15 protein-coding genes are annotated in these 13800 nt (G+C 65.4%); 2 read left to right on the top strand and 13 right to left on the bottom strand.

Annotated elements, in window-relative coordinates; all coding sequences use genetic code 11:
• Window positions 1-42: 42 nt before the first annotated feature.
• Window positions 43-726, bottom strand: coding sequence for an LrgB family protein (locus tag PCE31107_RS01740; protein WP_017234005.1), 684 nt, complete (start codon window positions 724-726; stop codon window positions 43-45).
• Window positions 727-796: 70 nt separating this feature from the next.
• The gene (locus PCE31107_RS01735) at window positions 797-1240 is read right to left on the bottom strand and encodes a CidA/LrgA family protein (protein ID WP_150606109.1); all 444 of its coding nucleotides are present in this window, start codon (window positions 1238-1240) and stop codon (window positions 797-799) included.
• Window positions 1241-1436: 196 nt separating this feature from the next.
• On the opposite strand from PCE31107_RS01735, the gene PCE31107_RS01730 reads away from it, so the two are divergent.
• The gene (locus tag PCE31107_RS01730; protein WP_017234003.1) at window positions 1437-2381 is read left to right on the top strand and encodes a LysR family transcriptional regulator; all 945 of its coding nucleotides are present in this window, start codon (window positions 1437-1439) and stop codon (window positions 2379-2381) included.
• Between the two features lie 139 nt (window positions 2382-2520).
• Entirely contained in the window at window positions 2521-3294 is a 774-nt protein-coding gene (locus PCE31107_RS01725; RefSeq protein ID WP_150606106.1) for an exodeoxyribonuclease III, read from the top strand.
• Between the two features lie 88 nt (window positions 3295-3382).
• Here PCE31107_RS01725 and PCE31107_RS01720 read toward each other — a convergent pair whose 3' ends face one another.
• The 11 genes from PCE31107_RS01720 to PCE31107_RS01670 form a co-directional block, all read right to left on the bottom strand.
• On the bottom strand, window positions 3383-4678 hold the full coding sequence (locus tag PCE31107_RS01720; RefSeq protein WP_150606105.1) for an AmpG family muropeptide MFS transporter: 1296 nt from the start codon (window positions 4676-4678) through the stop codon (window positions 3383-3385).
• Window positions 4679-4784: 106 nt separating this feature from the next.
• Complete coding sequence (gene metW / locus PCE31107_RS01715) at window positions 4785-5447, bottom strand: methionine biosynthesis protein MetW (protein ID WP_240756135.1); 663 nt, start codon at window positions 5445-5447, stop codon at window positions 4785-4787.
• Complete coding sequence (gene metX, locus PCE31107_RS01710; RefSeq protein WP_150606103.1) at window positions 5444-6625, bottom strand: homoserine O-succinyltransferase MetX; 1182 nt, start codon at window positions 6623-6625, stop codon at window positions 5444-5446. Before metX ends, metW begins: the two co-directional genes overlap by 4 nt.
• Before the next feature lie 311 nt (window positions 6626-6936).
• Window positions 6937-7593, bottom strand: a complete 657-nt coding sequence (gene slmA / locus PCE31107_RS01705; RefSeq protein WP_017233998.1) for a nucleoid occlusion factor SlmA — start codon at window positions 7591-7593, stop codon at window positions 6937-6939.
• A gap of 10 nt (window positions 7594-7603) precedes the next feature.
• A complete protein-coding gene (locus tag PCE31107_RS01700; protein WP_017233997.1) occupies window positions 7604-8407 on the bottom strand; it encodes an HAD-IA family hydrolase in 804 nt (267 codons plus the stop codon).
• 285 nt (window positions 8408-8692) lie between these two features.
• Window positions 8693-9772 (bottom strand): porin, encoded by a 1080-nt coding sequence (locus tag PCE31107_RS01695; protein WP_370363321.1) that lies wholly within the window; start codon window positions 9770-9772, stop codon window positions 8693-8695.
• Between the two features lie 195 nt (window positions 9773-9967).
• A complete protein-coding gene (locus PCE31107_RS01690; RefSeq protein WP_130024575.1) occupies window positions 9968-10450 on the bottom strand; it encodes a nuclear transport factor 2 family protein in 483 nt (160 codons plus the stop codon).
• Window positions 10447-11202: an alpha/beta fold hydrolase gene (locus tag PCE31107_RS01685; protein WP_150606101.1), complete on the bottom strand. Its 756-nt coding sequence runs from the start codon at window positions 11200-11202 to the stop codon at window positions 10447-10449. The genes PCE31107_RS01690 and PCE31107_RS01685 overlap by 4 nt, the downstream gene beginning before the upstream one ends.
• The gene (locus tag PCE31107_RS01680) at window positions 11199-12317 is read right to left on the bottom strand and encodes a 4-oxalomesaconate tautomerase (RefSeq protein WP_150606099.1); all 1119 of its coding nucleotides are present in this window, start codon (window positions 12315-12317) and stop codon (window positions 11199-11201) included. Before PCE31107_RS01680 ends, PCE31107_RS01685 begins: the two co-directional genes overlap by 4 nt.
• A gap of 10 nt (window positions 12318-12327) precedes the next feature.
• Window positions 12328-13032: a 4-carboxy-4-hydroxy-2-oxoadipate aldolase/oxaloacetate decarboxylase gene (locus PCE31107_RS01675; RefSeq protein WP_174966518.1), complete on the bottom strand. Its 705-nt coding sequence runs from the start codon at window positions 13030-13032 to the stop codon at window positions 12328-12330.
• The gene (locus PCE31107_RS01670) at window positions 13029-13784 is read right to left on the bottom strand and encodes a PIG-L deacetylase family protein (RefSeq protein ID WP_150606097.1); all 756 of its coding nucleotides are present in this window, start codon (window positions 13782-13784) and stop codon (window positions 13029-13031) included. The genes PCE31107_RS01675 and PCE31107_RS01670 overlap by 4 nt, the downstream gene beginning before the upstream one ends.
• Window positions 13785-13800: the final 16 nt, after the last annotated feature.

The following is a 13800-nucleotide window of genomic DNA, read 5'->3' as shown; positions in this document are numbered from 1 at the left end:
AGGGGGAGACGCGAACGGCGCGGCGCCCGTGCCGACCGGCCGTCAGATGGGCAGATGGGCGAGCAACGGCGCGGCAAAGACCATCACGATGCCGTTGATCATCATGACGAGACTGGCCACGACACCCTCTTCGCTACCGATCTGGCGCGCCTTGGCGGTGCCGAAGCCGTGGGCCCCCGCGCCGAACGGCGCGCCGCGCGCCATGCGGGTGCGCAGCGGCAACCACGACAGCAGCGCCTCGCCGAGCAACATGCCGATGAACCCGGTGATGATGACGAAAAGCCCCACCAGATCGCGCGAGCCGCCGACCTTGTCGGAGACCGCAAGGGCAAACGGCGTCGAGATCGACCGGGCGAGCAGGCTGCGCGCCATCTCGGGGGGCAGCTCGAACAGGCGGGCAAGCACGAAGGAACTGCCCACGGCCACGACCATCGCGACGAGAACGCCGACGATCAGTGCAAAGGCATGCCGGCGAATGATGTCGCGATGCTCGTAGATCGGTACGGCAAACGCGATCGTCGTCGGGCCAAGCAGCCACACGAGCCAGCGCGAGTCCGAGATGTACGTCGTGTACGAAATGTCGCCGCCGACCATCACGGCGATGAGCAGGACCGGCGCGAGAATGGCCGGGCCGAGCCACACCTTGCCGAAACGTGCATAGAGGCGCTTCGACACGTAATAGAAGACGACCGTGAGAACGAGCAGCAGGAGCGCCGTATGATTCATGGCAAGACCCGGCAAGCGCCAGCAGGATTGGGCACCGCTGCGACAGCGGCGGCTTGGCACACGTCACGCATCAGCGGACATCGTGCGCGTGCGCACGGCGAACGAGGGCACGCTTGAGATGACGCTCGGCGCGGCAGGCCAGATCGACCGCCAGCGCCGTCGAGACCATCACGAGCACCGTGCCGACGCCGATCACGGCGAGCAATTGCAGGCCCTCTTGGCGCAGCAGATCGGTGTATTGCATGACGGCCGCGACCATCGGCACGAAGAAGAGAATCATTTCCGCCAGAAACCAGTCGGCACCGCGCTTGATCTTCTCCGTCTTCAGCACACCGCTCATGAGCAGTGCCACCACGGCGAGCAGCCCCAGTACGCCACCCGGCAGCGGGAGATGAAAATGACGCGATGCAGCATCCGCCACCAAATAGATACCGGTGAGCAGCGCGATCTGCCAAACCACGTCCACCACGCCCTTGCTACGGCGATACATACGGCTGGCAATCATCTTGGTCATGGCGGGCTCCCGGGTGTGACATCAATATGAGACCGAGTATAGGAAGCACCGCAACATAAATATAATGAATTAGAATTATCAAATCGATTCCAAATTGGAATAATTTAAGTATTAACCCTAATGGTGCGTGAGAAAGCCATACAGGACGGGGCTTTTCAGCTGATGGCACCAATGCGGTGCACAAGAGAGATCCAAAATGGAACTGCGCGCGTTGAGAGGATTTGTGGAAGTGGTGCGACAGCAGAGCTTCACGGCGGCGGCCGAGGCGCTGTTTGTCACTCAGCCGACCGTGAGCAAGATGGTCAAGGCGTTGGAAGACGAGTTGGGTACGCCGCTGATGTTGCGCGAGGAGCGCGGCATGGGCCGCAGGCTTCAGTTGACCGATGCGGGACGCGTCGTCTTCGAGCGCGGGCAGGATGTGCTCGCCGCTTACGCGCGCCTGCAGCAGGAGGTGGCCGATCTCGAGACGGTCGCGCGCGGCGAATTGTCGATCGGAATTCCGCCGCTCGGCGGCGACTTGTTCATCCCGGTGATCGGCGCGTTTCATCAGCACTACCCGGATATCGAGATGAAGCTCTTCGAAACCGGTTCGCGTGCCATCGAACAGGCGTTGCTGGCCGGCGACATCGAATTGGGCGCCGTGCTGCTGCCGGTCGATCCCACGATTCTCGACGTGCTGCCCGTGTGCCATTACCCGTTGCGGTTGATTGCACCGCGCGATTCACGCTGGGAAGGCCGCGCCTCCATCGGTCTGGGCGAGTTGCGCGACGAACCGTTTGTCTTCTACGGCGAGGGATTTGCCTTGTCCGAACTGGTCATCACCGCATGTCGTCGCGCGGGCTTCACGCCCAAGATTGCGGGACGTTCCAGCCAGTGGGACTTCATTGCATCGATGGTGGACAACGGCGTCGGCATTGCCTTGCTGCCCGAGCCCTTCTGCGCGCGGCTCGACCCGAAACGCTTCGTGATCGCGAACGTGCGCGACCCCGAGATTCCGTGGGATCTGGCGATGGCGTGGCGGCGCGACTCGTATCTGTCGCACGCGGCGCGACGCTGGCTCGCGCTCGCGCGCGACCTACTCGGCCCGGGCGGCGACGGCGAGGCCAAGGCGGCCATCGCCGGCGGCGCGCGGCGCACGTGACATCCAGCCAACGTCGACACCCCTATGCCGACGGCACGCCGTCCCCGACCATCGCAGGTCGTCCAACACGATCCGGTGATTGCGGTATCCTTGCCGCTGACCTTTTCCCTTGCCGCGTGAGCGCGGCGCATCGACACTCATGCGCATCATTACCGCGAATCTGAACGGCGTGCGATCGGCCGCCAAAAAGGGCTTTTTCGAGTGGTTCGGCAATCAGGACGCCGACATCCTGTGCGTACAGGAAATCAAGGCGCAGTTGCCGGACATGACGCCGGACTTCCTCACGCCCCACGACTACCAGGGCCACTTCCATTACGCGCAGAAGAAGGGCTACAGCGGCGCGGGCGTCTACGTGCGGCGCGAGCCGGACGACGTCGTCGTCGGCTGGGGCAATGCCGAGTTCGATGCCGAGGGCCGCTATGTCGAAGTGCGCTACGGCAACCTGTCGGTCATTTCGGTGTACATCCCGTCGGGTTCGAGCGGTGAGGAACGACAAACCGCCAAGTTCCGCTTCATGGCCGACTTCATGCCGCACCTGCTCGCGCTCAAGGCGGCGAGACGCGAGGTCGTCCTGTGTGGCGACGTGAACATCGCGCACAAGGAAATCGACATCAAGAACTGGAAGGGCAACCTGAAGAACTCAGGCTTCCTGCCGGAAGAGCGCGCCTGGCTTACACAGCTGTTCGACGACCACGGCTATGTCGACGTCTTCCGCACGCTCGACCCGCGCGCCGATCAATACACGTGGTGGAGCAATCGCGGACAAGCCTATGCGAAGAACGTCGGCTGGCGCATCGACTACCAGATCGCCACGCCCGGCATCGCCGGCAAAGCCAAGACGACCTCCGTGTTTCGCGACATCAAGTTCAGCGACCACGCGCCGCTCACGGTCGACTACGATCACGCGCTGTAATCCAGACGCCCAACGCGCCGGCACGCTCGTGCCGCGCCCGAGCCATACCATCACAGCGAAGGCGACGAAGGGGGCCTGCCCCCTCGCGTCAGCGCGACCCGCTTGCCGCGGGCACGCCATCGCCATCGTCATCGTCGGCCCCCCAGGGGGCGACCTTCGGCAAGAGCAACATGCCGGGTACGGCCAGCACCGTGCAGATGAGGAAGAAGGTCACCCAGCCCACGCCGTCGACGATATACCCGGTGCCCGCGTTCGCGAACGTGCGTGGCACCGACGCCAGACTCGTGAACAGCGCGAACTGCGTCGCCGTGTAACGCGGGTCGGTTGTACGGGCGATGTAGGCGGTAAACGCCGCCGTGCCCAACCCGGCCGTGAACGCTTCGAAGGCGATCACCGCGCCCAGCCCCGTGACGACCGGCCCTGCCTTCGCCAGCCACGCGAAGCCCAGCACCGACACCAGTTGCAGCACGCCGAACACCCATAGCCCACGGTTGATGCCGAGTTTGATCAGCCAGACCCCGCCGATGATGCCCCCCGCCACGCTCGCCCACAGGCTCGTCGCCTTGGCGACCACGCCGATCTGCGTCTTCGTGAATCCCAGATCCAGGTAGAACGACGTGGCCAGCGACGTCGCCATCGAATCGCCCAACTTGTAGAGAAAGATAAACGCGAGCACCAACAGCGCCTTTGTCCAGCCGCCGCGCGTGACGAACTCGTGGAACGGCTCGACCACCGCCTCGCGCAGCGTCTTCGGCGGCGTACCGCGAATCGCCGGCTCCTTGACGACGAGCGTCATCACGATGCCTGGCAGCATGAACGCCGCCGTCGCGAAGAACACCTGCGACCACGGCAGATGATCGGCCATGATGAGGGCCAGCGACCCCGGCACGAGTCCCGCCACCTTATAGGCATTCACATGCATCGCCGTGCCGAGACCCTGCTCTCGGTCGGACAGCAACTCGCGCCGATAAGCATCCAGCGAAATGTCCAGACTGGCGCTGAAGAACGCCAGCGCGGCCGCGAGCGCGGCAATCGTCATCAGGTCGCGCTGCGGCGAATACGTTCCCATGAGCGCCACCACACCGGCCACCAGCAGTTGCGTGACGAACATCCAGCCGCGTCGCCGTCCCGGCTTCCATCCGAACACGTTGGGTGCGAAGCGATCCATGAGCGGCGCCCACAGGAACTTCCACGTGTACGGAAACTGGATGAGGGCGAACAGGCCGATGGCCTTGAGGTCCACGTGCTCGCTGCGCAGCCATGCCTGCACCAGGTTGAGCAGGATGAACAGCGGCAAGCCGGAGGTGAAACCGAGAATCACGCAGATGAGCATCCGCGTGGGGTGGAAGACGCGCCCGTCGTCGGGCGGCAGCGAATCGGTCATGGAAAGGACAGTTGGGGCCAGCCGCCCGCGGTGCACGGCACCCGGCCCCCTTTGCCTTCACCCGCCAGGGGCCCGGCGCTTCGCTGCCCCGTTAGCTGCCGTCGGTTCAGGAACGCTTGACGCGATAGACCGCAAGACTACCACGCCAGTTCGCGCCCACGGACACGAGTCGCCCGTTATGCAGCACGGCCCGATCGAGAATCTGCACACCGACGTCCGGGGCCAGCGCCTCGAAGTCCTTGATGGTCAGCACGCGCACGTTCGGCGTGTTATGCCACTGGAACGGCAGGCTCTTCGACACCGGCATGCGTCCCTGCAACACCGACAACCGGTGCGGCCAGTAACCGAAGTTCGGGAACGACACGATCGCTTCGCGGCCGACCCGCACGGTCTCGCGCAGGATGTCCGCCGTGCGGTGAAGGGTCTGCAAGGTCTGCGACAGGATGACCGTATCGAAGCTCTGATCCTCAAAGAGCTTCAGCCCGTCTTCCATGTTTTGCTGGATGACGTTAATGCCGCGCTGCGCCGAGGCCAGCACACCGGCGTCGTCGATCTCGACGCCGTAACCGCTCACATCGAGTTCGTCGATCAGCAGACGGAGCAACGAGCCGTCGCTACACCCGAGATCGAGCACCTGCGACGACGGTTCGATCCATCGCGCGATCACCCGGAAGTCGGGCCGCTCGGCCAGCGACGCCGAAATGCGGCCGCGCGACGCTGCGAGCGCCGCCGCCTGGGCGCTGTTCCCCGGTACCGTGGACTGACTCATACCCCGACCTCCTGGGCGATACGTTCGTAGTAGGCGCGCACCAGGTTGTGATAGCGCGCATCGGTGAGCAGGAAGGCGTCGTGCCCGTGCGGCGCATCGATCTCGGCGTAGCTCACGGTACGGCGCGTGTCGAGCAGCGCCTTGACGATCTCGCGCGAGCGCGCGGGCGCGAAACGCCAATCGGTCGCGAACGACACAATCAGGTACTTGGCCGTGGTGTGCGACAACGCCTTCGCCAGATCGCCACCCACGGTGCGGGCCGGGTCGAAATAATCGAGTGCGCGCGTGATCAGCAGATAGGTGTTGGCGTCGAAGTACTCGGCGAATTTGTCGCCCTGGTAGCGCAGGTACGACTCGACCTCAAACTCCACGTCGAAGCTGAAACGATAGCCGTCGTCCTGCGCGTTGCCGTCGCCCTTTACGCCGTCGGCCATCACCTCGGCACGGCGCAGCGCGCGGCCGAACTTGGTCGCCATGTCCTCGTCGGACAGATAGGTGATGTGGCCGATCATGCGCGCCACGCGCAGCCCGCGACGCGGCACCACGCCATGCGCGTAATAGTTGCCGCCGTAGAAGTCCGGATCGGAAAGGATGGCCGAGCGCGCCACTTCGTTGAAGGCGATGTTCTGCGCCGAGAGCTTCGGCGTGGAGGCGATCACCAGACAATGCCCAATGCGCTCCGGATACATGATGCTCCACGCCAACGCCTGCATGCCGCCGAGACTGCCGCCCATCACTGCCGCGAACTTATGGATGCCGAACGCATCGGCCACGCGCGCCTGCGCGTTGACCCAGTCCTCGACGGTCACGACGGGGAAGCGGGCGCCGTACGGTGTGCCCGTGGTTGGGTCGAGACTCATCGGCCCGGTCGAGCCGAAGCACGAGCCGAGGTTGTTCACGCCGATGACGAAGAAGCGATTCGTGTCGAGCGGCTTGCCGGGCCCGACCATGTTGTCCCACCAGCCGATGTCCTTGGGATTGTCGGCGGCGATTCCGGCCACATGATGCGACGCGTTGAGCGCGTGACACACCAGCACCGCATTGCTGCGATCGGCGTTCAATTCACCGTAGGTCTCGACCATCAGGTCGTAGCCGGCGAGCATGCTGCCGTTCTGCAGTGCCAGCGGCTCAGCGAAGTGCATCCGCTGCGGTGTGACGATTCCGATTGAAGATTCCATAACTCCCTTTCCGAAACATGCCGGGGCCGGCGCCCCAGTCGACAAGGGTCGACGGACGGCGTCCTGAAGCGTTCTGTGCGGGAAAAGGGGTCGACGGGAAAACGGCGGCGTGCGCGCACGACCTCTTTAGCCGCATTTTTAATGAATGCCCTCTGCCGGGGAACCCTCAGTCAGAGTCATTCGCGCGCCCGCAAGCGAGTCACCAAATCGGCGCGCCAATCATCGCATCAAGGCCGGTCAAACGTACGTCGGCCTCGGCGCGGGAAGCAAAAGTATAACGTAATCCGCGCCGTCGGCGCAGACTTGGGATCTTAGCGCAGGAGCGCGGCGATCTGGGGCTCGGCCCCCTCGACCGGCGAGCGCTTGAAGCCGCTCTTGGCGAAGCGATGCCAGCGGCCGAGCACGTAGGACACGAGCAGGTTGGCGCGCGAGTTGGCATCGAACGTCTCCGGCAGCGTGCCCTGTGCACACGCCAGACGCAACACCTGGCGCAGCGACGCCTCGATGCGGTCGAGCAACTGGTTCATGCGCTCCTGCAAGCGCTCGTGTTCGCCGACCAGCGCTTCGCCGGTCAGCACGCGCGTCATGCCGGGGTTCTTCTCGGCGAACCCGAGCAGCATCAGCACGATGGCGCGCGCTTGCGTCACGCCGTCCTGATCCTGCGCGGAGATCTGGTTGATCAGACCGAAGATGGTCTGTTCGATGAACTCGATCAGACCCTCGAACATCTGGGCCTTGCTCGCGAAATGGCGATAGAGCGCCGCTTCGGAAACGTCGAGACGCGCGGCGAGCGCGGCCGTGGTGATCTTTTCGCCCTTGGGCGTCTCGAGCATGGCGGCAAGCGTCTGCAATACCTGCACCCGGCGCTCACCCGGCTTGGGGCGGGTTGTCTTCACCGGCGCGGGCACGGCCTCAAGCGCATCGGCGGCGCCGTAACCGGCACCGCTCGAAGAGTTTTCCTGCTGCATCGTCTGGTCGTTATCGGTAGGTATTTTTGGGTCGGGCGGCTCGGGCTGCGCGTCTTGCACCGGCCCCGGTCGCAAGGCGCGCCCGTAACTCGCGCAGAGATTGTACTTTGATATCCACGTAGTGTGGGCGCCCACTGCGCGGCATGGCATCGCCAAGACTGTTTCTGGCCGGCAGATGCCCCGTGATCCAGACCGTCTTGATACCGAAATGCCGGAGGTGCTTGAGGTGGGAGCGCGTGTCTTCGACCAGCCACGTCCGATACGGCGCGAGGCCCTCGCGCACCAGCAGCCGACGCAACATGATCGCATCCGGTTTGGCGCGCCAGGCCCGGCGGTCCGCCATGTCCTCGATGCTCACGCAGCGCTCGAAATGTCGGCGAATGCCCAGTGCCTCGACAATCGGCAGGGCGTAATGCGCGGGCGCATTGGTCAGGAGAATCTTGCGCCCTGGCAAGCCGGCGAGCAGGCGGGCGATCCCGCGCTCGGCGCGCAGCACCTCGACCAGCGGTGGCAGCTCGTGCACGCGCGCCAGAAACTCGTGCGGATCGATGGCGTGATGCTTGATGAGGCCGAGCAGCACGGCCCCGTACTTCGCCGTGTAGTCGGTACGCAGACGATTGGCTTCGTCGGGCGGCAGCCCCAGCTTCTCGACGATATAGGCCGTCATCGCGCGATTGATGCGCGGAAAGATCGCGTGCGACGCGCGATGCAGCGTGTTGTCCAGATCGAACAGCCAGACCGGACCGCGCGTGCCGTGTTCGCTGCGGGCGCGGGGCGCCCGGCGTCGCCGGCTCAGAACGTGAGAAGAAGACACGAAGATAGCGGATTCATGCGAGGAGATACGGGGAGATGGTCACCACGCCCCGACAATCGCCCTTCCTGTCGCAGAACACGGTGCCACCATGACTAGGCACGATGCTAGCGCGCGAATCCCGCTTTGACAAACCTGGGGGGGCGCAGCACCGCCTCACCAGGGGATCGTCCCCCCCCGGAACGATCCCCTCGCTTGAACAGCACGCGATGCTGCGCGTTCTGGCGTTGCGCTGACGTCTTGATGACGTCTCCATGACGTCTTGCGTCTTGTCGCCGGCGCGACCGGTCAGAACGTGTGCTGAATGCCCAGCATCGTGCCGAACTGGTTGCCCCCCGTGGCGACCGAGCCGCCGGCGGCAATCGCCACCGCGCCATTCTGGCTGTTCGCCACCCAGCCGACCAGGCCATACAGCGACGTGCGCTTCGAGAGCGAGTAGGTGGCGCGGCCGATGAGCATCGTCGCGTTGGCACGGCTCTTCAACTGGTAGCGAATGGCCTGCGCGTCGAACGCCCAGGTGATCGTCGGCAGATAGGTCAGGCCAATGAAGTAGATGTCCGAGCGCAGCGAGGCGGCGTCGGCGCTCACGTTGCGGTGAATCCAGCCACCGCCCACGCGTCCCGTCGACCACTTGTAGTACGCGTTGATGACCGAGTGCGAATCGGTGTAGTGCGAGCTGGTCAGCGGTGCCGCGGCGCCGGTGTTGCCGCGCATCTGGTCGTAAGACGCCGAAATACCGAAGTTCTGGTAGTCGTAGCCGATCAGGCCGGTGAACTGCTTGCAGGCCTGGTAGTTGCCGGCAACGTTGCCCGCGCAGTTCGTGGCCGACGGGCCGCCCGCGGCCGAGCCATCGCGCCCGAAGCTGTAGGTCGCGCCAAGCGTCACGCCGGAGAATTTACCCATGTAGCCGATGGCGCTGTCGCTACGCGCGCTGGCGATGTAGGGATCAATACTGGCCAGCGAGAAGATCGACGGTCCGATCACGTCGGCGTTGCCCGTCACATAGAACGTCATGTTGTTCTGGCGGCCAAGGAGCACCGTGCCCCAGTCGCCCGCGAGACCCACGTTGGCCTGGCGGCCGAACAGACGTCCGCCGTAGTTCAGGTTACCCGTCCCCGGCTGGAAACCGCTTTCCAACGTGAAGACGGCTTTCAGGCCGCCGCCCAGATCTTCCGCGCCCTTGAGGCCGAAGCGCGACGGCACCTTGCCCGTGAGCGTCGGCTCGCCGATGAAGCTGCCGCCCGTGGCGGCGTTGTTGTAGTAGGCGATGCCGGTATCGACGATCCCGTACAGCGTCACGTTGCTTTGCGCGTGCGCCAGGCCCGCCCCCAGCAGCAGGCCAGCGGCCAATGCATGTTTCACTTTCACTTCTGTCCCCTTGTTTTTGAAATACACAGCAACTACAGACTTCAACCTCCGGACCGTTGGCAACCTCGCCGGCCCAGACTTTTGCAAGACGGCATGCTGGCCGCCTCGGGTACTGCCCTTGGAACCACCGCCCTGACTGCGCCCTCCGCCGGGTTCAAGTGCATGGATGGCGCGACGTGCGGTGCTGATTTTTCCTCACGCGTCGCGTACGAAAGTGAAACGCGCTTCGCGGCGGGCAATGCGCCAGCCCTGCGCGGTCCGCACAAACGTGTCCTCGAATTCCCCCATCACCTGAGGGCCCTGTGCCGGACGTCCGAACGGCCCCGGCACATCGTGTGCCGAGCCGCTCCAGAGCAGCACCGTGCAACTGCCGATTGCGCGCGTCGGCGCCGTGACATCGATCAGCACGTTGCCTACGAGGTGCCGCGTGAGCCGATCCACCGGACGCTGCGCATAGGCAGCCGCAATGGCGACGGGGCCAATGAGCGCGTCGCCGTTGGGGCGCACGAGCACCCCCGTCTCGGCAAACAGCGCGGCGAGTCCCTGCGCGTCGCGCCGGTCGTTGCAGGCGACGAAGCGCATCACCAGGTCGTGGCAAGCCTGTTTGGCCAGCAGGGCGTCGAGCGATTGCGGGTCGACGCCGGGCGTCAGGTCCTGATCGGCGGCATCGTTCGTCATGCGTCGCGCCCCTCGGAGGATTCGGTGTGCGACGCGGACCGTGCCAGCCAGGACCGCATGGCCTGCGCCACTTCCTGCGGGCGCTCCATCGGACTCATATGGCCACTGTGTTCTATGACGTGCAGCACGCTCCCCGGGATGAGCCCCGCCATCACTTCGTGACGCGCGAGCGGGCTCCAGGTGTCCTGCCGGGCGCACAACACGAGCGTCGGACAGCGAACGCCGGCCAGCAGCGACGTTGCATCCGGTCGACCGAGCAATGCATGAATCTGGGCGGCGAACTGATCGGGGTGGCTGCGCTCGATCATGTCGAGAATCGTGCCGAACAGCGGCGTGCCGATCTGGTCGGGATGCACCATACCGGTCGCCCACACTTGCCCCATCGCCCGCATGCCGGCTTCGCGCGCGCGAGCGAGCAAAGCCGCGCGTCCGGCACGCTCCTTCTCGGCCGCCTCGCCGTCGGGCAGCGCCTGATAACCCGTGTCGAGCAGCGCAAGATGCGTGACGCGATGCGGTGCGCGACGCACCACCTCCAGCGCCACGCGTCCGCCCATCGAGTGCCCTGCGAGGGCGAAGCATGGCGCGGCGGTACTTGCCAGCACGTGATCGGCCATCGCGTCGATGGTGTCGAGCATGCCCCACGTGGGAACGCGGCAATCGTATTGCGGCAGCGCTGCGGCGGTGGCCGCCCAGGCCACGTGATCGCAAAGCAAGCCGGGGAGCAGGAGCAACGGGGAACGTTCGACACTCATGGCTTTCCTCCCTGCGGCCAAGCACGATTCGGTATGCACACCTCGCCGTCGAAGAGCCAGCGCGCCGTGCGCAGCAGGCCGGCGCCGGCAACGTCCGGCGCACCGTCGGCATCGACGCCAAGCGCGAGGCGCACGGTGAATTCGCCCGTCGGATGTTCGATGGCGAGCAACGGCGCGTCGTTGTCCGGCACCACGGCCATCGCGTGGCAAACAGTGCCCGGCAGCGCGGCAGCCGTCGCCACGCTGACGGCCGCCAACACGCCGATGGACGAGTGGCAACGATGTGGAATGAAACAACGTGTCGCGAGGGCACCGCCGGCCTTCGGCGGCGCGACGAGACACATCTTGGGCACTGTGCGCGAACGCACGTCGCCAAGATGCATGCGCGGGCCGACAGCCAGTCGAATTGCCTCGATCCGGTCGCGCATCGCCTGAAGCGCTGGCGCCGAGTCGAGCTGCTCGCAAGACTCCGCGCCAGTGATGCCCAGGTCCGCCGCGCGCAGGAGCACGAGCGGCATGCCGTTGTCGATGCATGTCACCGTGATGCCGTCCACGACATCCTGACGCTGCCCCGTCGGGAACAGCGCACCGCAGGAGGAACCGGCCGTATCGCGAAACATCAACGGAATCGGAGCAGCCGTTCCCGGCACACCGTCGATGGCCACGTCGCCGTCGTACTTCACCATGCCGCGCGGGGTCTGCACGGTGGCCACCGCCACCTGCCCCGTATTGAGCATGTGAATGCCGACGTCCGTCACGTTACCCGGTGCGCTCACGAGCCCCCGCTCGATCGCGAACGGCCCCACCCCGGCGAGCAGGTTGCCGCAGTTCTGTCCGTAGTCGACCCGCGCTTCGTCGACCACGACCTGGGCAAAGAGATAGTCCACGTCGGCGTCGGGCCGCGTGGCGCGCGAGACGATGGCGACCTTGCTCGTGAGCGGATTCGCACCGCCCATGCCGTCGATCTGACGTGCATCGGGCGAGCCCATCGCCGCGAGCAGCACGGCGTCGCGCGCAGCGCCCTGCGCGGGCAAATCCTCGGCGAGGAAATACAACCCCTTCGAGGTGCCGCCCCGCATGACGGCCGCCCGGATACGCGTTTGCGAATGCGTCACGTCGCGGTCCTCATTCGCCTTGCAGCTCGTCGAGCGAATCGACGTAGCGCAAGCCCTTCGCGGCAAGGCGTTCGCGCATCTTGTAATAGTCGAGCCCGAGCGTGCCGCCCGCGAGCACACCGCGCTTGTAGGTTTCGTCGGCGCCGCGTGCGGCCGCCGCCTGGGCCACGGCCTCGGCGTTCGCGAACGGCACCACGACCACGCCGTCGTCATCCGCGACGATCACGTCGCCCGGGTTCACGATCTGATGGGCGCACACGACCGGCACGTTGACCGAGCCGAGCGTCTCCTTGACCGTGCCCTGTGACGAGATGGCCTTCGACCACACCGGAAACCGCATGTCGGTGAGCGTGCCGATGTCTCGACAGCCTGCATCGATGACGAGGCCGGCGACACCGCGCGCCTTCATCGACGTGGCGAGCAGGTCGCCGAAGTAGCCGTCGTCGCAAGGCGAGGTCACGCCGACCACCACGATGTCGCCCGGCTGCGCCTGCTCCACGGCAACGTGCAGCATCCAGTTGTCCGAGGGCGGCGCGAGCACCGTGACCGCGCTGCCGGCCACCGCAGCGCCGGCGTAGATCGGGCGCAGGTACGTGGCCATGAGGCCGAGCCGGCTCTGCGCTTCGTGCACCGTGGCGCTGCCTGCGCTGCGCAGCACGTCGAGCGTGGCGGCATCGACACGGGGAATCTGACGAACGACGACGCCGCGGATCATGACAGTTGCTCCGTCACGACCGGTGTGAGACGCATCAGGCCCTCCGCGTACTTGATGTCGCGCGCGGCGGCGATGCCGATGTTGCGCTTGGCCTGCACGCCGCGTTGCAACGCCACACGCGTGTAGTAATCCCACAAGTGCTCCTGCCCCGCCATGCACTCGATGGCGGCACGCTTCGTGTCCCACACCGGCGTGATATCGACGAAGGTGTTCGGAATCCACTCGCACTGTTCGGTCTGATGCGGCTCGAACGCGAGCACCGCCGGGGCACCGATGATCGTCTCGCCCGGCTTGTGGCCCTCGGCCTGCGCAATGACGCGGGCTTCCTGCGTCACATGCATCGCCAGCGGGTGATCGAAGTTGTACGGGTCCTTCTCGGAATGGCTCAGCACGAACGACGGTTGCAGCTCGCGGTAGATGTCGACGAGCCGGAAGAGCGTCTCGTCGGACACGCGCATCGGGTAGTCGCCGATATCGAGGAATTCGATTTCCGCGCCGAGAATATCGGCCGCGCGCTGCGCTTCTTCGCGACGCGCGACCTTGACCTTCGCCTCGGTCATGTCCGCGCCCTTGCGCCAGAGCTTGGCCGACTCGCCACGCTCGCCGAAGGACAGGCACACGACCTTCATGCGATAGCCCTGCGCGACATGCGTGGCAATCGTGCCCGCCGCACGCCAGACGAAGTCCGCCGAATGGGCGCTGACCACAAGGCCGGCCAATCCGCCGGTGAAGGTGTGCTGTGATGTGCTCATATGTTTGACGTCAATA

The sequence above is a fragment of the Pandoraea cepalis genome, from assembly GCF_902459625.1.
In the GTDB taxonomy this organism is placed as follows: domain Bacteria; phylum Pseudomonadota; class Gammaproteobacteria; order Burkholderiales; family Burkholderiaceae; genus Pandoraea; species Pandoraea cepalis.
This window is presented reverse-complemented; position numbering and strand designations above follow the sequence as displayed.

Excerpts from the sequence above, each read along its gene's own strand:
- PCE31107_RS01740 (WP_017234005.1), bottom strand. The coding sequence starts at position 726 with ATGAATCATACGGCGCTCCTGCTGCTCGTTCTCACGGTCGTCTTCTAT.
- PCE31107_RS01735 (WP_150606109.1), bottom strand. The coding sequence starts at position 1,240 with ATGACCAAGATGATTGCCAGCCGTATGTATCGCCGTAGCAAGGGCGTG.
- PCE31107_RS01730 (WP_017234003.1), top strand. The coding sequence starts at position 1,437 with ATGGAACTGCGCGCGTTGAGAGGATTTGTGGAAGTGGTGCGACAGCAG.
- PCE31107_RS01725 (WP_150606106.1), top strand. The coding sequence starts at position 2,521 with ATGCGCATCATTACCGCGAATCTGAACGGCGTGCGATCGGCCGCCAAA.
- PCE31107_RS01720 (WP_150606105.1), bottom strand. The coding sequence starts at position 4,678 with ATGACCGATTCGCTGCCGCCCGACGACGGGCGCGTCTTCCACCCCACG.
- metW (WP_240756135.1), bottom strand. The coding sequence starts at position 5,447 with ATGAGTCAGTCCACGGTACCGGGGAACAGCGCCCAGGCGGCGGCGCTC.
- metX (WP_150606103.1), bottom strand. The coding sequence starts at position 6,625 with ATGGAATCTTCAATCGGAATCGTCACACCGCAGCGGATGCACTTCGCT.
- slmA (WP_017233998.1), bottom strand. The coding sequence starts at position 7,593 with ATGCAGCAGGAAAACTCTTCGAGCGGTGCCGGTTACGGCGCCGCCGAT.
- PCE31107_RS01690 (WP_130024575.1), bottom strand. The coding sequence starts at position 10,450 with ATGACGAACGATGCCGCCGATCAGGACCTGACGCCCGGCGTCGACCCG.
- PCE31107_RS01685 (WP_150606101.1), bottom strand. The coding sequence starts at position 11,202 with ATGAGTGTCGAACGTTCCCCGTTGCTCCTGCTCCCCGGCTTGCTTTGC.
- PCE31107_RS01675 (WP_174966518.1), bottom strand. The coding sequence starts at position 13,032 with ATGATCCGCGGCGTCGTCGTTCGTCAGATTCCCCGTGTCGATGCCGCC.
- PCE31107_RS01670 (WP_150606097.1), bottom strand. The coding sequence starts at position 13,784 with ATGAGCACATCACAGCACACCTTCACCGGCGGATTGGCCGGCCTTGTG.